The sequence below is a fragment of the Blautia fusiformis genome (assembly GCF_020686995.1).
GTDB classification, from domain to species: Bacteria; Bacillota; Clostridia; order Lachnospirales; family Lachnospiraceae; genus Blautia_A; species Blautia_A fusiformis.
In genome coordinates, this window is record NZ_JAJEPT010000012.1 from 1 (window position 1) to 25,302 (window position 25,302).

Genomic DNA, 25,302 nt, shown 5'->3' on the forward strand with positions numbered 1-25,302 from the left:
TCATTCTTCTCACCCTGGCTTTCTATATACTGCCGTATCGTTTCAATCGTTGCTCCGCCTGCACTGAGCAGACAGAATATCTGACCCCAGAATGCATCTTTCATGGTCTAACTCCATTATATTTATCATCCTTTTTCTTATATCAACGGATATGTATTTATGAACTAATTGTTCTTTTCAGTATACTACATCAGGGAAGGGAGAACAAGTGTTTCTTTTATACTATAGAGATTTTTTTGAGCAGACATGCTCCGATGTGCAATTCATCTCACCACCTGAAGAGGTGAGAGAATTCTTGCTACATTTGTTAAATGTATTTTAGTATAAATTTGCGGGAAATGCAATGTAGGGGAGAACGGGTAAAAGTAAACAAAAAAATAAGAGTAAAATTAGACGCTTTGCCAATAGATTTTTAAAAAGGAAAGTTTTATACTCTACTTACAGTTAAGACATAAACATAAGTAAAAGACATAAATAACGAAATGAACGAAAAAAAGGAGGTTCTATCATGAAATTAACAAGAGAAGGAATCAAAGAGCGTGAAGCATGGGAGAAAGCAGGCATCAATCTTCCAGGATACGATGTAGAGGCAGTTACTGAGAAAGCGAAGAAGGAGCCAGGCTGGGTACATTTCGGAATCGGAAATATCTTCCGTGTATTTATCGGAGGTATTGCAGATGGTCTTCTGGAAGGGGGAGTTCTTGACAGAGGCATCACATGTGTAGAGACCTTTGATTATGATGTAGTAGATAAGATTTACGCGCCATATGACAACCTTGGCTTAAATGTCATTCTCCACGGTGATGGAACCCGTGAATACAAAGTTCTTGGGGCGCTTGCAGAAGCAGTGAAAGCACAGTCATCTGATGCTGGACAATGGGACCGCCTGAAAGAAATTTTTGCGGCTAAATCCCTGCAGCTGGTTTCCTTCACTATCACAGAAAAGGGTTATGCACTCCAGAAAGCAGACGGAACATGGTTCCCGTTTGTGGAAGCAGATATTAAGAACGGACCGGATAAGGCAACGGGAGCAATGGCAGTTCTTGTGGCTATGCTGAATGAGAGATATAAAGCAGGGAAATATCCGATCGCCCTGGTATCCATGGACAACTGCTCACAGAACGGCGCCAAGCTTCGTGAGTCCGTGCTGACTATGACAGAGGAATGGCATAAAGCGGGCTTCGTAGATGATGGCTTCGTAGATTATGTAACGGACGAGAAGGTGGTTGCATTCCCGTGGACCATGATCGACAAGATCACACCTCGTCCAAGCGAGCAGATCGCAGCAGACCTTGAGAAGCTTGGCGTTGAAGACATGCAGCCGGTGATCACAGGAAAGAAGACATACATAGCACCATTTGTTAATGCTGAGAAGCCACAGTATCTTGTTATCGAGGACAGCTTCCCTAACGGACGCCCTGCTCTGGAAAAAGGCTTCGGCGTATATATGGCGGACAGAAATACCGTCAATCTTTCCGAGAGAATGAAAGTAACCGTATGCCTGAATCCTGTACATTCCGCAACCGGCCCTCTTGGTGTGGTACTTGGCTATGATCTGTTTGCACATATGCTGAACACGAACGAAGATATGATGAAAATGGCCCGTATGGTTGCTTATGACGAGGGACTTCCGGTAGTTGCAGATCCTGGAATCCTTTCCCCGCAGGCATTTGTGGATGAACTCTTTAATGACCGTTTCCCGAATGAGTATCTTGGAGATACCAACCTTCGTCTGGCTGTAGATGTGTCCCAGATGGTAGGTATCCGTTTCGGTGAGACTGTAAAAGCATATGTGAAGAAATTTGGAGATGCTTCCAGACTGACAGCAATCCCGCTGGGAATCGCAGGCTGGCTGAGATACATGCTGGCTGTAGATGACGAAGGAAACAAATTTGAGCTTGCACCGGACCCGATGAATGAGGAGATCACAGAGCAGCTTGGCGATATCGTGATCGGAAAACCGGAAACCTTCAAGGATCAGCTGAAGCCGATCCTTTCCAATGAGAGATTGTTCTTCACAGACCTTTATAAAGATGGTGTCGGAGAGAAGATCGAGGATATGTTCCGTGAGATGATCGCAGGACCCGGAGCTGTAAAGGCAACTATTCATAAATATGTAAAATAAAACCAGGGTTACGAGAACGGTTTATGTAAGTATTTTGCATAGGAGAGTAGACAAAAATGATAGTAAAAGTAATTTTAGGTACAATGCAGAATGCAAGAAAGCTGGTAAGTATTGCAGAATCCATCCCCTATGATGTAGAATTATGTTATGGCCGTTATGTTGTAAATGCGAAGTCTATGCTTGGTGTCTTAAGTATGCCTGAGTTTGACGAGGGAGAGCTTCATATACATACAGATAATGAGAAAGAATGCGAGAAGATCCTTTTTCAGCTGCTTGATCAGAACCTTATTGTGGACACAGGAGATGCTGTGAAAAGATCCATCTATGATATCACAACCTTTGGTGAGATCCTGATCGATTTTACATCTCAGGATATCAATGAGGATGGACAGATGCTGTATGCCAGAAATCCGGGCGGTGCACCTGCCAATGGTGCAGTTGCAGCCAGCAGACTGGGAGCTCATACTGCATTTATCGGTAAAGCAGGAAAAGATATGCACGGAAAGTTCCTGAAATCTGTTCTTGAGAAAGAAAACGTGGATACCAAGGGTATGCTCCTGGACGAAAATTATTTTACTACACTGGCTTTTGTGGAAGTCAGCGAGACTGGAGAGAGGACTTTCTCTTTTGCAAGAAAACCGGGAGCGGATACGAAGATCCAGAAGGAAGAAGTGGATGTGGATGTGCTGGATCATACCCATATTTTTCATGTTGGATCCCTGTCCCTGACGGATCAGCCTGCAAGAGATACCACGTTTTATGCGGTAAAAAGAGCAAAAAACAAGGGCAGCGTGATTTCTTACGATCCCAATTACCGTGCATCTCTGTGGCCGGATGAAAAGACAGCGAAGAAGCATATGAGAAGCCTGGTTCCCTATGTGGATCTTATGAAGATTTCGGATGAAGAGACAGAACTTCTGACAGATCATAAGGATGTCCGGGAAGCAGCAGAAGCACTGTACAGCCAGGGCGTGAAAGTTGTGGCAGTTACACTTGGCGGCGAAGGAGCATATCTTTACGGCAAGGATGGCGGCTGTATGGTACCGGGATTTGCAGTGAAACAGATCGCAGACACGAACGGAGCCGGAGATTCTTTCTGGGGCGGTTTCCTGTACAAAGTCAGCACAGCAGAGAAACATCTGGACGAGCTGACCCAGGAGGATCTGAAGGAATTTGCCCGTTTCGGCAATGCAGTGGCCAGTCTCTGCGTGGAGAAAAAAGGTGCGATCCCGGCAATGCCGGAGCTTGCACAGGTGGAACGCAGAATTGCAAAGTGATCGTATTCATAAAACTGTAGCAGAGTTGAATCTAAATTGCGAAGCGATTGTGTTTATGAGTATGTCAGATTTATGAAAGGATGGGGTTTTGAAATGAATTTAAAAGATCAGATGAACGGAGTTCAGCACGTAGGTGTGCCAACCAATGATATTGAGACAACCATTAAATTTTATGAGGCACTGGGATTTAAGATCGCTTTCCAGACGGTGAACGAGGCTGCCAATGAGAAGGTTGCTTTCCTGAAGCTTGGAAATCTTGTGATCGAGACTTACGAGAACAAAGCAGCAAAAATGGAATCCGGCGCCATTGACCATGTTGCCATTGATGTGAAGGATGTGGAGAAAGTCCACGAGCTGGTGACAGCAGCCGGACTGAATACTACCAATGATGAAGTCCATTTCCTGCCGTTCTGGGAGAATGGTGTGAAGTTCTTTACTATTGAAGGCCCGAATAAGGAGAAGGTGGAGTTCAGCCAGTATTTATAAAATGTGTAAGTCAGTTAAGTCTCCTGCAAGAATGTGGGTACCTGTCTTAATGGGAATTTACAATACAGTAAAAATACGCTAGAATAGAATACTGTTAATATTCATCTAAATAAAAAAGATCTATAAGAACAGGAGTATATACATGCTGGGACTTAAACCAATAAAGACTTTACCCATAAGAGAAAAGATTGCGGCGAATCTCAGAGAGGCAATTCTTTCAAAAAAAATTCCGGCGGGGGAAATTCTGACACTGGAAAGTACTGCGCAGGAACTTGGAGTGTCCATTACACCTACAAGAGAAGCCTTTCAGATTCTGGCAAGAGATGGACTTCTGGAACTGGAGCGAAATAAACGTGCAGTAGTTCTTGGAGTGAATGAAAAAACGATCCGCGAACATTTTCAGGTGCGGGCGGCACTGGAAAGTGAAGCCTGTGTTTTGTGTTGTGAAAATAAGATCGATCTTCAGAGGATTGATCAGATCCTCAAGGTTTCCAGAGAAGAGATAGAAAAAGGTGATTTTGAAAGTTATTCAAGTCTCAATCAGACTTTGCACATGGAATTATGGACAGCAGCAGGAAATGATAAACTTAAAAATATGCTGTCAGAACTGTGGAACGGACTGTCCAGAGGCGTACTGGTAAATGAAGAAGAGTACGTAAGAAAATCTCTGAAAGAGCATGAGGAAATTGTAGAAAGTATTCGAAAAGGTGATGCTATGGAATGTTATCTGCGTATGCAGAAACATATAAAAAGCAGTTGTGAGAACTTTGTGCAACGGTATAATTAGGCTGTAGAAATTACCATTTTTCTGTAAAAAGTATACAAAAACAGAACAGATAATTTTTACAAAACGCCGAAATTGTTAATTGTTATTGACAGTTACGGCGTTTTTCACTATTCTTTATGTATACAATATAAAAAATAAAAAATAAAAAGTAAAAAAGTAAAGAAAGGCGCAATGAAATGAACGACAAGAACATAATTGTGAACAAGCCGGAACCGAAACCGGGTATACTTGAGCGTGGTGATCTTTTTGCGATCGCAGTAGGAATGGTAATCGGCTCCGGAATGGTAACTCTGATCGGACCGGCAATGGCTTATACCGGTTATTCTGTATGGCTTGCTTATCTGACAGCGATTGTCATGGGATTCTTTATGGTTTTTCCGTATATTATTCTTGGTGGGACCATGCGCGTGGCAGGAGGCCCGTATTCCATCGTAACGAACCTTTCCGGAGTCAGCACCGGAGGTCTGGTAGCTTATACGAAACTGGTAACGCCGATCCTCAACAGTTCTTTTGCGTTGGCACTGGGATTGTATTTGAATAATCTCCTCCCGGGAATTACAGTGAAAGCACTGGCAATCGCAGGTGTTGTTATCCTGTTTGTGCTGAATCTTCTGGGAATGGATATTTTTGCAAAGGTAAGCAAGATATTATCAACGGTTCTTCTGATCACAATGGTTCTGTATGTTGTTTTCGGACTTACACAGATCAGACAGCCGATCTTTGATTTTTCAGGAGATAAGATGTTTACCGGCGGCTTTAAAGGCTTTATGCTGGCGGCACTTCTTCTTATCAATTCCGCAAATGGTTACTACAATGTTCTGTGGTATGGTAAAGACGCGAAAAGAGCAACGAAAGATGTTCCGTTTGCGGCAATGTCCTGCGTGCCATGTCTGCTTTTTATTTATGTGGGCCTTGCGATGGTTACAGGTGGGGTGCTTCCTCACGATAAGGTTGCAGGTGTGGAAACAATCCTTCCGGCAGCACAGGAGATCCTTCCTGGTATTGTGTATAAACTTTTTATGATCGGCGGACCGATCATGGCAATCATCACTACTTTGAATGGTGTATTTAATGATGTACGATATCCGATCGCTCAGGCTGCCAAGGATGGATGGCTGCCGAAAGGAATTCTGAAGGAAAACCGTTTCGGAGCACCGTACCTGATCTATACCTACACACTGATCGTAGTGTTGCTTCCGATCATTTTTGATATGAGTATCGTGACGATCACAAATATTTTCCAGGTGATCACATTTTTTATGAATGTTACAGTTGTGTATGCAATTTCACGTCTTCCGAAGAAATATCCGGATACCTGGAAGAAGAACAAATTTCACCTTTCCAGTGCAGGACTTTACGTATTCTGTACCATCAGTATCATCATTTACACGATTATTTTTATAAAAGGAATTTTCAGTATTAAACTTGTATATGCAGTATCTGCTGTTATAGTTATGGTTGCATTGATCCTGATTGGTGTATATCTCACCAGAAAAGGTGGAATCCGTATCGAGACATCCATATGGCAGCCTGCAGAGGAGGAAAAAAATGAATGAATTAAATCCGTTCAAGCTGGCAAAAATGCTTGAGGAACTTGAGAACACCGTAGAATTACACAGTATTTCTGTACGGTATAAAGGAGAAAAGGTTGTTGAAGGAGCCTGGGCACCTTTCTCAATGGAAGAGCCGCAGATGATGCATTCTTTATCAAAGATCGGAACAAGTATCTGTGTTGGATTTGCGGTGGATGAGGGAAAACTTCATCTGGAGGATAAATTTCTGGATTATGTGAGAGAAGATCTTCCGGATGAATATGATGAAGCCCTGGAAAATATTACCGTATATGATCTTCTTACCATGCAGGCCGGTTCCCCGGAATGCTGTAATAATGTATGGTTTTCCAGACTGGAAAAAGACTGGGAGAAGAATTGGCTTGGACAGCCTAAGCTGAAAGAAGATATCGGAAAAGTTTTTCATTATGATTCCGGATGCAGCTATACACTTTCCAGGATCGTGACCAAAGTTATGGGTGAAAACTGTCTGTCCATTATGCAGAAACGTGTTTTTGACAAACTTGGTTTTGGAAAGATCAACTGGCTTACAAGTCCTGAGGGACATAATACCGGCGGCTGGGGCATGTATCTGACCGCAGATCAGATTTCCACACTGGCACAGCTCCTTCTCCAGAAAGGAAACTGGAAGGGTGAGCAGCTGGTGCCACAGTGGTGGATCGAAGAGATGGGACAGTCAAGAGTCGTAATTCCCGGAGATGAGAAAAAAGCACTGACTCATTATGCATATCACATCAAAGCAGGAAAAGAGATCTTTGCGGCAGAAGGAGCATTTGGACAGTATTTGGTGTGCTTCCGGGAACTTCCGGTTGCCATTGGCATTACCGCAGGTGCGAGAGAATATCTTGCGGCAGATATCTGCCTTAAATATATGAAGGAAGCAGTTTCCATACCTTGCCCGGAAGAAAAACGGGAAGAAGGAGAGAAATATCTGGAAGCAAAAATAAAAAGCCTTTCTCTGCCACAGCCGGAAGGCAGACTGAAAACTGCGGAAAAAGAACTCAGTGGATTATTTAACCGGGAGATTATTTTTACAGAAAATCCGAGAAACATTGAAAGTGCAAAGATCATTCCGGAAGGATGTAAACTGCGTCTGGAAATGATAGTCCAGGGTGAGAAAAAGATTGCTTATGCAGGATTTAAGAGCTGGAAACAGAACGATCTTTATCCGGATGATTTTACAAAGAGATATCACAGCATTGCTTATGGAATGGATCAGGAAACGTTATATCTGTCTGTGGGACTGCTCAACACTTCCTACAGGGAAGAGTATTCCTTCTGGGTCAATTCTAAAGATACCGTGATCGCGACCTGGAGACCTAACGTTACCTATCTTCCGGAACAGCCGGATATGGTATGGAAGTTTACAGGAAACTTTAAATCCTGAAGAGAAAAAACTCAAAGTATAGACCGATAAAAATATAGCAATTCCTCCAACCTTATGATAAAAGAAACGAACAACCCGCAGGATACTGACTTGCCATCAGTGGTCCGATGGGTTGTTTTTTGTTTGGAATAAGTCTACAATAGGAAACAGAAATTTTTATTATTGTGACATAGGGAAGAAAGTGTACGATGAAAATACATTACAGAATTAAAAATAATGCAATAGAGATCGTTCGGTGTTATGGTACCGATGACCGGATCGTGCTGCCGGAAGAGATCAATGGTCTTCCGGTAGTCAGTGCGGCGCCGTATGCGTTTTCTGCACATAAGGATGGAGAAGAAGATGCAGAAACCTGGGAGAGCGAAGATGTAATTTCGTTCGGAGAAGAGAGACTTCTTGCCGGAGAGGAAGTGCAGGAGATCGTTTTTCCCGATACACTGAAGGAAATCGGAAGATATATTTTTTATGGATGCAAAAAGCTGGAGCGGCTGGAATTTTCGGATACGCTGATGCAGGTGGGAACCGGGGCGTTTACGGGCTGTAGCGGGCTGAAGGAGCTTGTGATCCATCAGAAAAAAGGGCTCAAGTCCTGTGCAAAGGAGATCCTCGGTGAGCTGTGGCAGAAGATTGATGTGGATTTTCTGTATGAAAATGGTGAGGCAGGTGGAAAACGTGCGCATATGGTTTTTCCGGAGCATTATGATGAGGCGGTGGAGAATACGCCTGCGAGAATTTTGTTTACGGAGTATCATGGCTCAGGGACCAATTACCGGCAATGCTTCTACAGCAAAGAACTGGATTTCGCAGAGTATGACAGCCTGTTTGATATGGCAGTGGTAATGGATAAGCTGGAGGTTCTGGTTGATATGAGCTTTGGGCGGCTTCGTTATCCGTGGCAGCTCAGTGAAAAGGCGAAGAAGCAGTATGAGGATTATATCCAGGGAAATCTTAAGGATATCGGGGAATTTCTGGTGGAAAGCGGAAGCTTAAATGGTCTGGAGCTGCTTTCTCGGGAAAAACTCTGGAACAGAGAGGGCCTGGAACATAGTATTGATGTGGCGTCCGGGAAGAAGGATATGGAGATTTCCGCATTTCTGATGAATGAACGCAGCCGGATGCTGAAGGAAGAGCAGAAGGTGGCCGGGGAGACAGAAAATGAGAGGTGCCCTGTTAAAAGGAGAAAGAAGTTTCAGTTATGAGTGATATAGAAACAACTGAAAAAAATAAAAATAACTTCCTGCCCGGTCAGGGATCCAATCCCCAGGAGGCGGCCCAGCGTCTCCAGGACATCGGCAGCAGCATCCTCCGGGCGGCAAGAGACGAGCTGTATCTTGGCATGCGTTTTCTGGATGTGGCGCTGAGCAGCTTTATTTATCAGATGGATGGTTCGGTCAGTCCGTTTGGAACAGACGGGGCTGTGATGTACTTCCATCCGGCACAGCTTGGCGGGCTTTATAAAGAAAACAGGATTCTTGTGAATCGAGGATATCTCCATATGGTATTTCACTGCATTTTCCGGCACTTTGGGAAGCCGGGAATAGAGAAGCGTTTGTGGAATTTAAGCTGCGATATTGCAGTGGAGCATATGATCGACGGGATCTACCACCGCTCAGTCCGATATTCCAGAAGTCTTCTCCGGAGGGAAACCTACCGTCTTCTGGAAAAGGAAAAGAAGACGCTGAATGCAGAGAGAATCTACAAGATTCTGAAAGAAGAATTTCTGAAGGAAAAAGAACTGGCACAGCTTGAAAAAGAGTTCTACGTGGACGACCATAAATACTGGGCAAACCAGCAGCCCGACCGGAAACCCAATCCCCTGATGAGCAAAAAATGGGGAGATATCAGCGAAGGAATTGAGACAGATCTGGAGACCTTTTCCAGGGAGGCAGGAGCGCAGGACGGAGATTTTCTGGATCAGCTGAAAATAGAGAACCGGGAACGATATGATTATCGGGAATTTCTGCGGAAGTTTGCAGTATTTCGGGAAGAACTGACTGTAGATCCGGACAGCTTTGATTATAATTTTTATACCTACGGGCTTTCCCTTTACGGGAATATGCCGCTGATCGAACCCCTGGAAACCAGAGAAGTGAAAAAAGTTTCGGAATTTGTCATGGTGATCGATACCTCCATGTCCTGTTCAGGAGAACTGGTACAGAGATTTCTGGAGGAAACCTATGGGATCTTAAGCGACAGCGGGAATTTTTTCCAGAAGGTAAATATACACATTATCCAGTGTGATGAGAAGGTGCATTCGGATGTGAAGATCACCAGCAGAGAAGAACTGCAGGATTACATGGACAGCCTGGAACTTTACGGTGATGGAGGTACAGATTTCCGTCCGGCTTTTGCTTATGTGGAAGAGCTGATGGAAAAACGTGAGTTTGAAAATCTGAAGGGACTGGTGTATTTTACAGACGGTTACGGTATTTTTCCGGCAAAGATGCCGCCATACCGGACAGCATTTGTATTTATGGAGCAGGAGCCTGAGGATGTGGATATCCCGGCCTGGGCCATGAAGCTGGTGATCACGGAGGAAGAATTGTAAAGAATTATATCCATATCTTATGTCATGAATCTGATATTTTAATCTTTTATTTTGTATATTGCTATCTGCATATCAGTTATAGTGTAGAAAATAGGTAACAGCAGACAATGTTACGGAAAATATACAGAACAGGAGATTGTATGGCATGAGATATGGGTATTTTGATGAAGAAAAAAAGGAATATGTGATTACCAGGCCGGACACACCTGCTCCGTGGGTGAATTATTTGGGATCGCCGGAATACGGAGCAATCGTTTCCAATAATGCAGGGGGATACAGCTTTGCAAAATCCGGGGCGAACGGCAGAATCCTGAGATATATTTTTAATCAGTTTGATCAGCCGGGAAGATATATTTATCTCAGGGATAATGACACAAAAGATTATTGGTCAGCATCCTGGCAGCCGGTTGGCAAAGATCTCAGTGAGTATAAAAGTGAATGTCATCATGGCACAGCCTATACTAAAATGATGGCAGATTACAGCGAGATACATTCAGAGGTGAGATACTATGTACCGCTTGGGCAGTCCTACGAGGTATGGAATCTGAAAGTTACCAACTGCTCAGACAGAAAACGTGAGATCAGTGTGACTGGATATGCAGAGTTTACAAATAACAGCAATTATGAACAGGATCAGGTGAATCTGCAGTATTCCCAGTATATTACAAGAACAGTATTCTGTGGAGATCGTGTACGTCAGATGATCCATGCGAATCTGGACGGCCTTAAGGATGGGGAAGAGGTTGATAACAAGAACGTGTTCAACCGATTTTTCGGCCTGGCTGGAGAGAAGGTTTCTTCCTGGTGTGGTGACAGGGAAAAATTCCTTGGAAGATATCACGGATACAACAATCCAGCAGGGGTTGAAGCTGGTGTATTATGTAATGAGGGAAATTATAATGAAAACAGCTGTGGAGCTCTTTCAGCTGTAATTACTCTGGAACCGGGAGAAAGTCGGGAAATGGCTTTTCTGGCAGGAATGAAGGAGGATAATGAAGCAGCGGAGATTATAGCACATTATGCAGACTGTGAAAAAACATGCGCGGTGGAGCTTGAAGAACTGATCAGTTACTGGCACGGACAGCTTGCACATTTTCAGATCAGAACACCAAGTCCGGAATTCGATACCATGATCAATACATGGAACGCATATAACTGTTTTATGACATTTATCTGGTCACGTGCAGCATCTTTTACTTATTGCGGACTTCGTAACGGATATGGATACCGTGATACTGTACAGGATATCCAGGGTGTGATCCATCTTGCACCCCAAATGGCACTGGATAAGATCCGTTTCATGTTGTCAGCACAGGTAGATAACGGCGGCGGTCTTCCACTTGTGAAATTCACACATAATCCGGGACATGAGGATACACCGGATGATGCATCCTATGTACAGGAAACCGGTCATCCGGCATACCGCGCAGATGATGCACTCTGGCTGTTCCCTACTGTATACAAATATATTTCAGAGACAGGAAATTTTGCATTCATCGATGAAGTGATCCCGTTTGCAAACAAGGATGAAGGAACTGTATACGAGCATCTGAAAAGAGCTATTGACTTCTCCATGAACCATCTTGGCAGACATGGAATGCCGGCCGGACTTTATGCAGACTGGAATGATTGTCTGAGACTTGGAAAGGATGGGGAATCTACTTTCGTTGCATTACAGTTCTATTATGCAATGACTATCCTGAAAGAGTTTGCAAAATACAAAAAAGATGAAAAATATATAAAATACCTGGAAGAAAAACAAGAGCAGCTTGGAAAATTGATCCAGGAACTCTGTTGGAATGAAGATCGTTTTATCCGTGGGTTTACGGAGCGGGGAGAGGTTATCGGAAAGAGAACTGACCCGGAGGCAAACATGTGGCTGAATCCACAGAGCTGGGCTGTGATCAGCGGCCTTGCAACAGAGCGGCAGGCAGATCTGGCTCTTCAAATGGTTTATGAAAGATTGAATACAGAATACGGTGCAATCCTTATGGATCCTCCATATCATGCAAATGCTTTCGACGGAGCACTTGCGGTTATCTACAATGCAGGAACAAAGGAAAATGCGGGAATCTTTTCACAGTCACAGGGATGGCTCATTCTGGCAGAAGCACTTTGCGGACATGGTGAGCGTGCATTTAATTATTTCCTGGAGAATGCTCCGGCAGCGCAGAATGACAGGGCTGAGATCAGACAGCTGGAGCCATACTGCTATGGACAGTTTACAGAAGGAAAAGCAAGCCCGAATTTCGGACGATCTCATGTGCACTGGCTGACAGGAACAGCATCTACTGTGATGGTAGGATGTGTAGAAGGAATTCTTGGCATGCGTCCGGATTTCTATGGCTTACGTATAGCACCATCGATTCCAAAAGAATGGGAGAAGTTTGAGATAAGCAAGGATTTCCGTGGATGTCATCTCCATATCACTGTGAAGAATCCGGGACATGTGGAAGCCGGATGTAAAAAACTCTATGTAAATGGAGAAGAACTTCCGGGTAATTATATTCCGCAGGAGAAACTTACCGGTGAGACAGAAATTGAATTCTATATGTCATGACATAATGGATATAAATTGCGAGGAGATCACATTTATGAATACAAAGTAAAATGGAATATAAATACCGTTTTATTTTGGCAGGAAGGAGATCACAGAATGAAATATATAAAATTTCAGGATAAAAATGGAAGCTTTTCCATAGAAAATCCGGAGAATTACAGCGGTTTATATATACCTCTGGCCGGAGAAAACGGATTGAAATCCGCGATCACCCCTTCTCTGGGAGGAGACAGCAAACTGGATCAGAATCATTTTCTGCTGGAACCGGTAAGCATTGAGAATCTTCATAATAATCGAAACACCAGAAATTTCTGGTGCAAGATAAAAGGAAAAGGTTACTGGTCAGCATGCGGAGTTTCGGCAGAACAGGAATTTCAGAAATATACTGATAAACAGGATAAAAGCAGCCTGGAAGCCGGATTTATGTGGCAGAAGCTGCACAGAACTTCTGAGAAATACGGACTTCAGTCAGAGATTTTGTCTTTTGTGACAGTGAAAGGTGATGCGGAGGTCCATCTTGTAAAGATTACCAATATTGAAGAGGAAGAACAGGAGATCACACCGGTTGCTGTAATACCTGTATATGGAAGAAGTGCAGACAATCTCAGAGATCACAGGCATGTGACTTCCCTTTTGCACAGGATAAGAACAACGGAGTACGGTGTTGAAGTAAAACCGGTGCTTTCTTTTGATGAAAGAGGTCATCAGAAGAATAATACTGCATATTTTGTATATGGATCTGAAGGCGAGGGAACGGAACCGGAAAGCTTTTATCCTGATGTGGAAATGTTTATCGGAGAAGGCGGTTCTTTCCTGATTCCGGAGGTGGTCAGAGAAGAGAAAAAAGGTGTTCCGGCAGGGACAGAAATTGAAGGAAAGGAAGCTGTCGGTGGTATTCGTTTTGCATCCAGGGTTCTGAGACCACATGAAACAGCTGTATATGTTGTGACAGCGGGAATATCTGAAAAAAATCAGCTGCCGGAGGAGACTGCACGGTTTTACAGAACTGAAAAACAGGTTGCAAGAGAATTTGAACATGTAAAAAAACACTGGACAGAAAAAGTGAATGTTTCTTTTGAGACAGGTGATGAGGACAGAGATAATTATCTGAAATGGATCTGTTTCCAGCCGATATTAAGAAGAATTTACGGTTGTTCATTCCTACCGTATCATGATTATGGAAAAGGTGGAAGAGGCTGGCGTGATCTCTGGCAGGACTGTCTGGCACTTCTGATCATGGAGCCTTCTGTTGTACGTCAGATGATCGTCGATAATTACGGTGGAGTACGCATCGATGGAACCAATGCCACGATCATCGGAAACAGACAGGGGGAATTTATCGCAGACCGCAACAACATTGCCCGCGTGTGGATGGATCATGCTTTCTGGCCATTTGTGACAACGAAGCTTTATATGGATCAGACCGGGGATATGAATGTCCTTTTTGAGAAGATTCCATATTTCAAGGATCTTCAGACAAAAAGAGGAACTGCGCATGATGAAAAATGGAGCAGTGCCTATGGAGAAAATCAGAAAACAGAATCCGGTGAGGTTTATTACGGAACGGTTCTGGAACACATTTTGCTGGAAAATCTCTGTGCTTTTTATGATGTAGGAGAGCACAACGAGATGAAACTTCACGGGGCAGACTGGAACGATGCCATGGATATGGCATGGGAAAATGGTGAGAGTGTGGCATTTACCTGTGCATATGCTGGAAATATGAAGAACATCGCAGAATATCTGAGAAAACTTCAGGAAAAGGAAATGTTTGACAGGATTGAAGTTGCGGAAGAAATGGAAATCCTGTTTACCGGAGACCGTGAGCTTTATGAAAGCCCGGAGAAAAAGCAGCAGCTTCTGAGACAGTACACAGAAAAATGTGCACATGATATCAGCGGAAATACTATTGTGATCCGTCTGGACCAGCTTAGCCGGAATCTGGATGAAAAGGCAGATTGGATGATGGAAAACATCCGCAGAAGAGAATGGGTAAAAGACGGAGAAAACGGCTGGTTCAACGGATATTATGATGATCATAAACGTCCTGTGGAAAGGGCAGAAAACAGCCAGGTACGTATGATGCTTACCAGTCAGGTATTTGCGATCATGAGTAAAACCGCACAGAAAGATCAGATTGAGTCTATCTGTAAAAGTGCGGATAAATATCTTTTTGACCGTCAGGCAGGAGGATATCGCCTGAATACCAATTTCCATGAAGAAAAATTTGATCTGGGAAGAATGTTCGGGTTTGCTTATGGAGAAAAGGAAAACGGAGCGGTATTTTCCCATATGGCTGTTATGTATGGCAATGCACTGTATAAAAACGGCTATGCAAAAGAAGGATATAAAGTTCTGGAAACGCTTCTGGACGCTGCCATGGATTTTGAGAACAGCAGGATGTATCCTGGAATTCCGGAATATTTTGATAATCAGGGAAGAGGATTGTATGCATATCTTACCGGTGCTGCAAGCTGGTATATGCTGACTATGATCACAGAGGTATTTGGCGTCAGAGGAGATCTTGGAGATCTGGTGATCGCGCCGGCACTGATGCCGAAGCAGTATAATGAGAATGGACAGGCATCTCTTACTATGGAATTTGCCGGAAGAAAGCTGGAGATCTGTATCTGCAATCCGGAGAAAAAACTTCCTTCAGAATATAAAATAAAAACAGTATGGTGCGATGAAAAGGAAATGAAAAACAAACAGAGTACCTGTGTACGTATAGATCGGGAACTGCTCGAAAAGCTTTCTGTAAAAGAAACACACAGGATCAAAGTGGAACTGATGTAACCGAAATCGGTTATACATAATTGTTAAATTACAGAAACAGAAGTATCAATAGGAAAACGGCATCCCACAGTTGTAAAAAGCTGCGGGATGTCGTTTTTGATGCTGATAAAAAATATCAGCCATAATAATAAGGATGTTTACCACATGGATTTGTAATATTTGTCACGGTACTTCTTTGGGGTAAGGCCGGTGAAGTTTTCAAAGATCTGGATAAAATGACTCTGTGAAGAGAAATTCAGATAATTGGCGATATCAACGACTGCTTTATCAGAGTATCGGAGCAGGTGAGTGGCTTTTTCGATTTTTTTTTCGCGGATGTAATCACTTATGGATACTCCAAGATTCTGTTTGAATACTCTGGACAGATAACTGGGAGAGAGTCCGGTATGTTCTGACAGATCCTGAATGGTGATACGCTCCTTAATGTGACCGTAAATATAGTCCACGCATTGCATGACCGGTCTGGAAAGAATAGAGCTTTTTTTCTGGAGGATCATTTTTCCGGTAAAATCTCTGGCCATAATATGATGCAGATCTGCAATCTGGCGTACAGTGGTGCAGGAATCCATTTTCAGAATGTAAAAATCGCTGAGACGATATGCCTGTTCAGGCTCCAGTCCACCGTCAATACAGTAACGGGTGAGCATGGCAGTAGTGACAACGAAATGATACTTCAGGTTGATCAGAGGATTTTTGGAGAGGATACCGGTTCCCTTCAGATGAAGAAAAGAGTCTTCCTCGCAGTTTTTGTTTACAGCTTCCATATCACCGGCTCTTACGGCATTGTAAAAAGAATATTCCACAGAGGGAGAGCGATGAAGAGCTTCCAGTTCTGTATCTTCCAGTTCATTAGTAATCCAGTCTTGGGAAATGGACATATTGATATCCTCCTTATATGTTGATGTTTAAGGAATGTATTGGTTTCTTATATTATGACATGAATCTGACATTTTGTTAAGATTAATAATATAATCGCAGATAAAAAAATGGTATACTTTTATCATCAAAGGTAAAGCATCGGGGATGCTACAGAAAAAGGAGGATTTATACTATGAAAAAAAGAGCGGTATCTATGATCCTTGCAGCAGCAATGGTTTGTGGAATGATGGCAGCAAATGTAAGCTGTGTATCTGCAAAAGGATCGGATGAGGGAAAAGTGATCAATATTTATTCCTGGAATGATGAGTTCCGTCAGAGACTGGAAGCTGTTTATCCGGAAGTAGAGTCCACTTCCAAAGATGGTACAGTTACAAAACTGAAAGATGGTACAGAGATCCACTGGATCGTAAATCCGAACCAGGATGGCGTATATCAGCAGAAACTGGATGAGGCACTTCTCAACCAGGCTGATGCAAGTGCAGATGATAAGGTAGACATATTCCTTTCTGAGACAGATTATGTATTCAAATATACAGACAAAGATGCAGATGTTGCAATGCCTCTTACTGATCTTGGCATTGATCCGGACAAGGATCTTGCAGATCAGTATGATTTCACGAAAACAACAGCTTCTGATGCGGATGGAGTACAGAGAGGCGCCACATGGCAGTGCTGCCCGGGTGTCCTTGTATATCGTCGTGACATTGCGAAAGATGTTTTCGGTACTGATGACCCGAAAGAAGTTGGCGAGAAGATGAAAGACTGGAATACAGCTAAAGAAACAGCAGCTCAGCTGAAAGAAAAAGGATATTATACATTTGCTTCTTATGCAGACACTTTTCGTTTATATGGAAACAGCATTGAGAATCCGTGGGTAGAGTCCGGTGATTCTGTGATCAAAGTAGATTCAAAGATCATGGACTGGGTAAAAGATTCCAAAGAGTGGCTGGATGCAGGTTATCTTAACAAAACTGTAAAAGGTCAGTGGAACGATGACTGGAACAAGGCAATGAGTTCTGAGTCCAAGGTATTCGCATTCCTCTTCCCGGCATGGGGTATCGACTTTACTCTGAAACCAAACTGGGATGGAGCAGAAGGTGACTGGGCTGTTACAAATCCTCCGCAGGAATACAACTGGGGTGGTTCTTACATTCAGGCTGCAACAGGAACAGATGATCCGGAACATGTCAAAGATATTATTCTGGCAATGACGGGAAATAAGGATAATCTTCTTAAGATTTCCAAAGAATACTCTGATTTTACAAATACAAAATCCGGTATGAAAGATGCAGCTACAAATGCAGATTTCGCATCTGATTTCCTTGGTGGACAGAACCCGTTTGAGTATTTTGCACCGGTTGCAGAGAATATCAAGATCGCACCGCTTTCCGCATATGACCAGGGTTGTGTAGAGCTGATCCAGAACGCTTTCAGTGATTACTTCCAGGGTAAAGTAGACTTTGACAAAGCAAAAGCCAACTTTGAGACAGCTATTCAGGAGCGTTATCCGGAGATCACAGAGATCCAGTGGCCGGAATAAATACCACATGAGGATAATTGTTGATGCTGCAGGATCTTTGGATCCTGCAGTTTGCTGGAAAGGAAGAGCATTATGAAGAAAAAGAGCGTTAATTACGGAAAATGGGGATACATATTTATTCTTCCGTTTTTTGTGATCTATTTTATCTTTTCGCTGATTCCGCTGTTTGATACAGTGAGATACAGCTTTTTTGAATATTTCCGTTCTGGAATCAAGCAGATTGGTCCTAATTTTGTAGGACTTGCCAATTATGTCAGTCTTCTGCATTCTGACATGCTGAAATACGGACTGAATACACTGATCCTTTGGGTGATCGGATTTGTTCCGCAGATCGTTGTTGCACTGGTGCTTGCATGCTGGTTTACTGATGCCAGGTTGAAGCTTCATGGCAAGCAGTTTTTTAAGGTTGTAATTTATCTGCCGAACCTGATCATGGCATCAGCATTTGCACTTCTGTTTTTTACCATGTTTTCCACAAACGGACCTGTAAACTCCATTTTGTGTTCACTGGGCTGGATAAAGGAACCGATTGATTTTCTGGGCTCTGTTCTGGGAACAAGATCATTGGTAGGTTTCATGAATTTCCTGATGTGGTTCGGAAACACGACCATCATGCTGATGGCAGCAGTAATGGGAATCAGTATGGATATTTTTGAAGCATCGGATCTGGACGGATGCAACAGCATTCAGCGTTTCGTCTATATTACGCTTCCACTGATTCGTCCGATTCTTTCCTATACTCTGATCACTTCCATCATCGGTGGCCTTCAGATGTTTGATGTACCGCAGATCCTCACAAACGGACAGGGTAATCCGGACAGAACATCCATGACACTGATTATGTTCCTGAACAGCCATCTGAAGAGCAAGAATTATGGTATGGCCGGAGCATTGTCTGTATACCTGTTTATTATCAGTGCAATCCTCTGCTTCTTTGTATATCGTATGACTAACGACAATGATCCGGACGGATCTAAGAAAGCAGCGAAAAAGAGAGCAAGAGCAGAAAGGAGAAAAACAAAATGATGAAAGATAAGACAGCCAGCAGGATCAGAAGTATCGTGGCACATGTGGTACTTATTATTCTTTCCTTTATGTGTCTCTTTTTCTTTTATGTACTGATCGTGAATGCGTCTCATTCTCATGCAGAGCTTCAGAAGGGATTTTCTGCTCTTCCTGGAAAATATTTCTGGAAAAACCTGATGAATGTTGCAAATGACGGAAGCTTTCCGATGTTCAGGGGAATTCTTAACAGTATTATCGTGTCCGGATGCAGTGCAGTATTATGTACATATTTTTCCTCACTGACAGCATATGGTCTTTATGCCTATGATTTCAAGGCAAGGAATGTAGCGTTTACATTTATCATGGCGATCCTCGTCATGCCGACACAGGTAACTGCAATGGGCTTCCTTCGTCTGATCACAAAGATGGGATTATATGATTCCCTGCTTCCGTTGATCATTCCGTCTGTTGCGTCACCAGCCGTATTCTATTTTATGTACAGCTATCTGCAGTCCTCACTGCCGATGTCACTGGTAGAAGCAGCCAGAATTGACGGCTCCGGAGAATTCCGTACTTTCAACAGTATTGTCCTGCCAATCATGAAGCCGGCAATCGCTGTACAGGCGATTTTTACATTTGTAGGCTCCTGGAACAATTATTTCGTTCCTGCTCTGGTTATCCAGTCTAAAAGCAAGATGACTGTTCCAATCCTGATTGCAACACTTCGTGGAGCAGATTATATGAATTTTGATATGGGTAAGATTTACATGATGATCACAGTTGCCATTGTGCCGATCATTATCGTATATCTCCTTCTTTCCAAGTTTATCATCGCAGGAGTGACACTTGGAGGCGTAAAAGAATAACAAAAGGTAGCAGGTAAGATATGACAGTTAAGAAATGGAAACACAGCGGAACAAAGAAACACAGCATGTCAGACCGTGAAATACGAAACGGTCTTCTTTCGGAAAAAGCAGCAGAGGAGGGTATTGTACTGCTGAAAAATGATAAAAAAATACTCCCTCTGAATATTTCCACGAAAATAGGTTTATACGGCGCCGGTGCGGGAAAGACAGTGAAAGGCGGAACAGGTTCCGGTGATGTGAATAACAGAAGTAACATTTCTATTTATCAGGGACTGAAAGAAAACGGTATTCAGGTCGTAAGCGAGAAATGGCTGGCCAATTATGAGTCAATATACGCAGAAGCACGCCGGGCATGGAAAGAAAAAATACTGGAAGAAGCAAAGTTTGTGGAAAATCCTTTTGATGCCTATGCGGAAAATCCCTTTGCAATGCCGGAAGGCCGTGCAGTCACAGCAGAAGATACTGTCGATGCCCAGACAGCAATCTATGTGGTAAGCAGGATTTCCGGTGAGGGAAAGGATAGGCGCAGGGTCGAGGGAGATTATTATCTGAGCAGACGGGAGCGGGAGGATATCCGGTTCCTTGATGCACAGAAGATTCCTACAGTACTTATCCTGAATTCCGGCGGTCCGGTAGAACTGACAGATATTCTGGAAGAAACAGAAAATATCTGTGCTGTCCTGAATATTTCCCAGCTTGGACAAAGAGGCGGACTTGCCCTCGCCAATGTCCTTCTGGGAAAGGTAACTCCAGGCGGCAAGCTGACTGCAACATGGGCCAGAAGGTATGAGGATTATCCGTGTGCAGAGGAATACAGCTATCTCAATGGCAAGCTTGAAAGAGAAGAGTACAAGGAAGGAATTTATACAGGATATCGTTATTTTGATACTTTTGGTGTAAAACCGCTGTTTCCGTTTGGATATGGACTTTCTTACACAGAAATGCAGATACGTTTCCATGGGATGAAAACATCAGGGGATGGCGTTGAAGTTGAAGCAGAGGTAACGAATACAGGAGAAACTTTTTCGGGAAAAGAGGTCGTGCAGGTCTATGTGTCTCTTCCACAGGATGAATTAGGGAAGGAATACCGTCGACTGGCTGGCTTTGCAAAAACAAAACTTCTGAAGCCGGGGGAAAAAGAACTGCTGAAAATCAGGATCGACAGAAAGACACTGGCATATTTTTCCGAAGAGCAGCATGCCTGGATTGCTGAAAAAGGTTATTATGCTGTCTGGGTCGGAAACAGCATTGCATCGCTTACGCTGGTTGCAATGCTTGAAGTGCCGGAGAGTGTGATCCTGGATAAAACGAATATCCTTGAGAATCAGACTGATATTACTGAAGAAGTTTATGACCGCCAGAATCTTTCTGCCAGAACTCTGAAATGGAAAGAGAAGGCAGAGAATGAGAAGATTGGAAGATATATCTATTATCCTGAACCAGAGAAGAGAACAGAATGCACCTGCCAACCGGAAAATAAGATTCCTGCAAAGGATCTGCTCCCGCTGTTTTATGGGAATATTGCTGGAATCTCCAGTAATCTGGGGGCGGCAGGAATCCGTGTTCCTGGCTCTGCCGGTGAGACCACGGCTGCTCTTTATGAGCAATATGGCGTTTCCCCACTGATCATGGCCGATGGGCCGGCAGGACTGAGACTTCAGCAGAATTATGAAGTAGACAGAGAAACAGACACAGTATATGGAATCGGTGTCCTTGGATCTCTGGAAAATGGATACCTGAGAACAGATGAGACTCACGAAAACGCAGACAGATATTATCAGTTCTGTACGGCATTTCCGGTTGGAACTGCACTGGCTCAGACCTGGGATACTGCCCTTGTGGAAAAAGTTGGAATAGCAGTGGCAGAAGAAATGGAAGAATTCCACATAGATCTCTGGCTAGCACCTGGTCTTAATATTCAGAGAAACCCTCTGTGCGGCAGAAATTTTGAGTATTATTCCGAAGATCCGCTGCTTTCCGGAACTATGGCAGCAGCCATGACAAAAGGAGTGCAGAGCAGACCTGGCTGCGGTGTTACCGTTAAGCATTTTGCCTGCAACAATCAGGAAGATAATCGTATGGGCGTAGATGCACAGGTATCAGAACGTGCCCTGAGGGAAATTTACCTGCGTGGTTTTGAGATTGCAGTTAAAGAAAGCAGACCAGTGGCAATCATGTCTTCCTATAATTTACTGAATGGTGTCCATGCTGCAAACAGTGTTGATCTCTGTACAGCCATTGCCCGAAAAGAATGGGGATTTGACGGTGTGATCATGTCAGACTGGAATACAACGGTTCCGGAAGATGGAAGTATTCCGTGGAAATGCGTGACAGCAGGAAATGATATTATCATGCCTGGTAATGCAGACGACGCAGAAAATATCCGAAAAGCTTTTGAAGACGGAAAGCTTTCGGAAGAAGTTGTCAGAATGTGTGCGGGACGTATTCTGAACCTGATACACACACTGACAGCAGAATAAAAAAAATTATATAGTAGTGAAAAACTTGCCTGAATTCAATTTTCGATTTATCATTGGATTCAGGCATATTTTTTGCAGATGTCGCGCAAGGCAACCCGTTTTAGGCGGAGGATCCTGCAGGCAGTTTTTTATATGCCGTGAAAAGGAGAATACCATGAATATAAAACGAGCAAAGCAGGAGATCAGAGATTCCATAGAAGCATATCTTTTAAAGGACGAATTCGGTGAGTACCGGATCCCGGCAATCCGACAGAGACCGATCCTTCTTATGGGCCCTCCGGGAATCGGAAAGACACAGATTATGGAACAGATAGCAAGGGAATGCGGGATTGCTCTTGTTTCCTATACCATTACCCACCACACCAGGCAGAGTGCTGTGGGACTTCCTTTTATTGTAAAAAAGAATTATGGTGAGGAAGAATTTTCTGTCACGGAATATACCATGAGTGAGATCATTTCGTCCGTTTACGACAAAATGGAAAAAACAGGTCTGAAAGAAGGCATCCTGTTCATTGATGAGATCAACTGCGTATCTGAAACACTAGCGCCGATGATGCTGCAGTTCCTTCAGGGAAAAACCTTCGGAAACCAGAAGGTGCCGGAAGGCTGGGTAATCGTCACAGCAGGCAACCCGCCAGAATATAACAAATCCGTCCGGGAATTCGATGTGGTCACTCTGGACCGTATCAAGAAGATCGATGTGGAGGCAGACTTTGATGTATGGAAGGAATACGCCTATCAGCAGGGAATTCATCCGGCGGTGATCTCCTATCTGGAGCTTCGCAGAAAAAATTTCTACAGGGTGGAGAATACCGTAGACGGAAAGATCTTTGCCACAGCCAGAGGCTGGGAGGATCTTTCCCGTCTGATCCAGGTTTATGAGATCCTTGGAAAAACCGTAGACCGTGAGGTGGTCAGCCAGTACATTCAGCACAGGATGATCGCGAAGGATTTTGCCAGCTATCTGGCTCTCTATTATAAATACAGAACGGATTATAAAGTGGAGGACATCCTGAAAGGAAAGTGGGATCCCATTACTCTGGGCAAGATCCGTACAGCCTCCCTGGACGAGCATCTGAGCATTGTAAGCCTTCTCAACGGAAAGCTCAGCGAGCTTTTTACAGAATGCTATCTTACCGATGCCTACCTCACGAAACTGTATGATTATATGGTGTACTTCAGAGAAGATCAGGACAGCCTCACAGCAAAAAATCTCATGGAAAAAGCAGAGGCGGATTTTGAAAAGGACAAAAAGAGTGAGCTTCTTACAAAACAGCAGGAGCGTATACAGAAACGTGTTGTGTCATTCTTTGAAAATGCGTCCGGATTGAAATCAACCTCGGGATCAATTGGATCGGAATCAATCGGATCAGATAAAACCGGATCAGGTTCAGAGCTGGCAGGAGGCGGAAGTGCCGCAGCAGAATCGGAAATTCCATCATCAAACAGGAACTATGAGTTTGTGAAAGTCCTCTTCGAATCCGAAACCGAAGCCTACGAAAACCGAACCGACGAAATATCTCTTACTCTTCAGAACGTCTTCGACTTCATGGAAGCTGCTTTTGGGGACAGCCAGGAAATGGTGGCATTTATCACAGAACTGAATGCCAACTATTATAGTCTCTGGTTCATTCGGGAGAACGGTTCTGACCAGTATTACAGGCATAATAAAGGTCTTCTTTTTGACGACCGCCAGAAAATGCTTCTGGGCCAGATGGAGGAAGTGGAAAACATTCTCAATAATGGAATAAAATAATATGTCTTACCAATTTATTATTTACTATTGATTAAATTGGGGAATTATCGTATAATATTTACTATAAAAGTCCGGAAAATAGAGAGGGCAAATAGTCAAAATGCACAGACTGGCTGAATGGCTGCAGAGCGATCATTTGGTGCAGAACTGCATGATGACTGAGAATGGTAAATATCCACTTGTCTATATTCCGGGATTTTTATGTAAAGGAAGGCAACACAATAATAAAGGAAGGCGGCCGAAACGGACGACATGTTTACAAAGATTACAGAAGAACGAGCATTTGACGGAATATTAGCGCAGATCATAGAAAATATCCGGCGGGGAGAACTGAAGCCGGGGGACACTTTACCTGCGGAACGTGTTATGGCAGAATCACTGGGAGTTTCCAGACCTGCTGTCCGTGAAGTCCTGCGGGCACTGGAGCTGATGGGAATTGTCACAACGGTCCGCGGCGGAGCCAACTATATTACCGAGAATATGGATCAGTGGCTTTCTGCACCACTGGCCCTTCTTTTTCAGCTGAATAACAGCCATGTACAGCAGGTACAGGAACTTCGTTCTGCGCTGGAGCAGGAGGCTGCGCTTCTTGCAGCCGGGAATTGTACGGAGAAGGATGCATTAGATCTGCGTTCCATCCTGGCACAGCTGGAGAGCTCAGAGGACGAGAAAGCCCGTGCAGGTCTTGATAAGAAGCTTCATACGAAGATTGGCAGGATCGCAGGGAATCCTATGATCTACAATGTCCTGGATGCGGCAGCGCAGCTGACTGAGGAGATCATTTCCGGCACCCGAGCCTATATTATGCAGAAACATAATTCCGCTCTGGAGGTGGATGAGCAGCACAGAAGGCTGGTGGAAGCCATTATTTCCGGAGACCGGAACCAGGCGGAGAAGCTGATGCGCGAACATATGGAAACCATTGAGAAATATATACTGGAGATTGCGCAGCAGCAGGGGGAGAACAGCCTTGTATTTCATCGCTGATCCACCTGAAAAAATTAAATAAAATTTCAGTAAAAATCCCGTTAATCTGGTAAGACCACTATTGATTTTGGTAAGACCGCGTGCTATAATAGGGACTGTATTGGTAATACCAAAAAAGTTTGATATTATGGCAGCATCCTGAAGGCTTCATGACGAGACAGCATAAGATGAGACAGCGTAAGTTGGGACAGCATGAGACTAGACAGCGTAAGGTAAGATAGCATGAGGCAGGACAGCATAAGACGAGACAGC

The 25,302-nt window shown here is 43.7% G+C and carries 17 protein-coding genes and 1 pseudogene; 16 read left to right on the plus strand and 2 right to left on the minus strand.

Annotated features, from left to right (window positions below):
• Positions 1–101: pseudogene (locus LKD46_RS10910) on the minus strand (transposase); the annotation flags it as partial.
• Between the two features lie 407 nt (positions 102–508).
• Between LKD46_RS10910 and LKD46_RS10915 the strand changes: the two are divergent.
• From LKD46_RS10915 to LKD46_RS10960, 10 genes are all read left to right on the plus strand, one after another.
• On the plus strand, positions 509–2,125 hold the full coding sequence (locus tag LKD46_RS10915; protein WP_022427075.1) for a mannitol dehydrogenase family protein: 1,617 nt from the start codon (positions 509–511) through the stop codon (positions 2,123–2,125).
• A gap of 320 nt (positions 2,126–2,445) precedes the next feature.
• A complete protein-coding gene (locus LKD46_RS10920; protein ID WP_227574164.1) occupies positions 2,446–3,402 on the plus strand; it encodes a carbohydrate kinase family protein in 957 nt (318 codons plus the stop codon).
• 93 nt (positions 3,403–3,495) lie between these two features.
• Complete coding sequence (locus LKD46_RS10925; RefSeq protein WP_015526181.1) at positions 3,496–3,888, plus strand: VOC family protein; 393 nt, start codon at positions 3,496–3,498, stop codon at positions 3,886–3,888.
• A gap of 142 nt (positions 3,889–4,030) precedes the next feature.
• Positions 4,031–4,675: a GntR family transcriptional regulator gene (locus LKD46_RS10930; RefSeq protein WP_059086720.1), complete on the plus strand. Its 645-nt coding sequence runs from the start codon at positions 4,031–4,033 to the stop codon at positions 4,673–4,675.
• A 176-nt stretch (positions 4,676–4,851) separates the two neighbouring features.
• Positions 4,852–6,231 carry an APC family permease gene (locus tag LKD46_RS10935; RefSeq protein WP_110102972.1) on the plus strand — a complete coding sequence of 460 codons (1,380 nt, stop codon included), beginning with the start codon at positions 4,852–4,854 and terminating at the stop codon, positions 6,229–6,231.
• On the plus strand, positions 6,224–7,633 hold the full coding sequence (locus LKD46_RS10940; RefSeq protein WP_110102971.1) for a serine hydrolase domain-containing protein: 1,410 nt from the start codon (positions 6,224–6,226) through the stop codon (positions 7,631–7,633). The genes LKD46_RS10935 and LKD46_RS10940 overlap by 8 nt, the downstream gene beginning before the upstream one ends.
• A gap of 188 nt (positions 7,634–7,821) precedes the next feature.
• A complete protein-coding gene (locus LKD46_RS10945) occupies positions 7,822–8,832 on the plus strand; it encodes a leucine-rich repeat protein (RefSeq protein ID WP_110102970.1) in 1,011 nt (336 codons plus the stop codon).
• Positions 8,829–10,181, plus strand: a complete 1,353-nt coding sequence (locus LKD46_RS10950; protein ID WP_110102969.1) for a vWA domain-containing protein — start codon at positions 8,829–8,831, stop codon at positions 10,179–10,181. Before LKD46_RS10945 ends, LKD46_RS10950 begins: the two co-directional genes overlap by 4 nt.
• Positions 10,182–10,326: 145 nt before the next feature.
• Positions 10,327–12,741: a glycoside hydrolase family 94 protein gene (locus LKD46_RS10955; protein ID WP_015526176.1), complete on the plus strand. Its 2,415-nt coding sequence runs from the start codon at positions 10,327–10,329 to the stop codon at positions 12,739–12,741.
• 96 nt (positions 12,742–12,837) lie between these two features.
• A complete protein-coding gene (locus LKD46_RS10960) occupies positions 12,838–15,537 on the plus strand; it encodes a GH36-type glycosyl hydrolase domain-containing protein (RefSeq protein WP_110102968.1) in 2,700 nt (899 codons plus the stop codon).
• A gap of 137 nt (positions 15,538–15,674) precedes the next feature.
• Here the strand turns inward: LKD46_RS10960 and LKD46_RS10965 are convergent, their stop codons facing one another.
• Positions 15,675–16,415 (minus strand): helix-turn-helix domain-containing protein, encoded by a 741-nt coding sequence (locus LKD46_RS10965; RefSeq protein WP_110102967.1) that lies wholly within the window; start codon positions 16,413–16,415, stop codon positions 15,675–15,677.
• 173 nt (positions 16,416–16,588) lie between these two features.
• Here LKD46_RS10965 and LKD46_RS10970 point away from each other — a divergent pair, with 173 nt between their 5' ends.
• From LKD46_RS10970 to LKD46_RS10995, 6 genes are all read left to right on the plus strand, one after another.
• Entirely contained in the window at positions 16,589–17,956 is a 1,368-nt protein-coding gene (locus tag LKD46_RS10970; RefSeq protein WP_110102966.1) for an ABC transporter substrate-binding protein, read from the plus strand.
• 72 nt (positions 17,957–18,028) lie between these two features.
• On the plus strand, positions 18,029–18,982 hold the full coding sequence (locus LKD46_RS10975; protein WP_110102965.1) for a carbohydrate ABC transporter permease: 954 nt from the start codon (positions 18,029–18,031) through the stop codon (positions 18,980–18,982).
• On the plus strand, positions 18,982–19,827 hold the full coding sequence (locus LKD46_RS10980; protein WP_044961860.1) for a carbohydrate ABC transporter permease: 846 nt from the start codon (positions 18,982–18,984) through the stop codon (positions 19,825–19,827). The genes LKD46_RS10975 and LKD46_RS10980 overlap by 1 nt, the downstream gene beginning before the upstream one ends.
• Positions 19,828–19,847: 20 nt before the next feature.
• Positions 19,848–22,307, plus strand: a complete 2,460-nt coding sequence (locus LKD46_RS10985; protein WP_110102964.1) for a glycoside hydrolase family 3 protein — start codon at positions 19,848–19,850, stop codon at positions 22,305–22,307.
• A gap of 154 nt (positions 22,308–22,461) precedes the next feature.
• Positions 22,462–24,063 carry an ATP-binding protein gene (locus LKD46_RS10990; RefSeq protein WP_110102963.1) on the plus strand — a complete coding sequence of 534 codons (1,602 nt, stop codon included), beginning with the start codon at positions 22,462–22,464 and terminating at the stop codon, positions 24,061–24,063.
• A gap of 252 nt (positions 24,064–24,315) precedes the next feature.
• On the plus strand, positions 24,316–25,050 hold the full coding sequence (locus LKD46_RS10995) for a FadR/GntR family transcriptional regulator (protein WP_015526167.1): 735 nt from the start codon (positions 24,316–24,318) through the stop codon (positions 25,048–25,050).
• The last annotated feature ends 252 nt before the right edge of the window (positions 25,051–25,302 follow it).

Bases quoted from the DNA above. Each gene is read 5' to 3' on its own strand.
- LKD46_RS10935 (WP_110102972.1), top strand. From the start codon at position 4,852: ATGAACGACAAGAACATAATTGTGAACAAGCCGGAACCGAAACCGGGT.
- LKD46_RS10925 (WP_015526181.1), top strand. From the start codon at position 3,496: ATGAATTTAAAAGATCAGATGAACGGAGTTCAGCACGTAGGTGTGCCA.
- LKD46_RS10930 (WP_059086720.1), top strand. From the start codon at position 4,031: ATGCTGGGACTTAAACCAATAAAGACTTTACCCATAAGAGAAAAGATT.
- LKD46_RS10965 (WP_110102967.1), bottom strand. From the start codon at position 16,415: ATGTCCATTTCCCAAGACTGGATTACTAATGAACTGGAAGATACAGAA.
- LKD46_RS10980 (WP_044961860.1), top strand. From the start codon at position 18,982: ATGAAAGATAAGACAGCCAGCAGGATCAGAAGTATCGTGGCACATGTG.
- LKD46_RS10970 (WP_110102966.1), top strand. From the start codon at position 16,589: ATGAAAAAAAGAGCGGTATCTATGATCCTTGCAGCAGCAATGGTTTGT.
- LKD46_RS10995 (WP_015526167.1), top strand. From the start codon at position 24,316: ATGTTTACAAAGATTACAGAAGAACGAGCATTTGACGGAATATTAGCG.
- LKD46_RS10975 (WP_110102965.1), top strand. From the start codon at position 18,029: ATGAAGAAAAAGAGCGTTAATTACGGAAAATGGGGATACATATTTATT.
- LKD46_RS10985 (WP_110102964.1), top strand. From the start codon at position 19,848: ATGACAGTTAAGAAATGGAAACACAGCGGAACAAAGAAACACAGCATG.
- LKD46_RS10915 (WP_022427075.1), top strand. From the start codon at position 509: ATGAAATTAACAAGAGAAGGAATCAAAGAGCGTGAAGCATGGGAGAAA.
- LKD46_RS10960 (WP_110102968.1), top strand. From the start codon at position 12,838: ATGAAATATATAAAATTTCAGGATAAAAATGGAAGCTTTTCCATAGAA.
- LKD46_RS10990 (WP_110102963.1), top strand. From the start codon at position 22,462: ATGAATATAAAACGAGCAAAGCAGGAGATCAGAGATTCCATAGAAGCA.
- LKD46_RS10945 (WP_110102970.1), top strand. From the start codon at position 7,822: ATGAAAATACATTACAGAATTAAAAATAATGCAATAGAGATCGTTCGG.
- LKD46_RS10955 (WP_015526176.1), top strand. From the start codon at position 10,327: ATGAGATATGGGTATTTTGATGAAGAAAAAAAGGAATATGTGATTACC.
- LKD46_RS10950 (WP_110102969.1), top strand. From the start codon at position 8,829: ATGAGTGATATAGAAACAACTGAAAAAAATAAAAATAACTTCCTGCCC.
- LKD46_RS10940 (WP_110102971.1), top strand. From the start codon at position 6,224: ATGAATGAATTAAATCCGTTCAAGCTGGCAAAAATGCTTGAGGAACTT.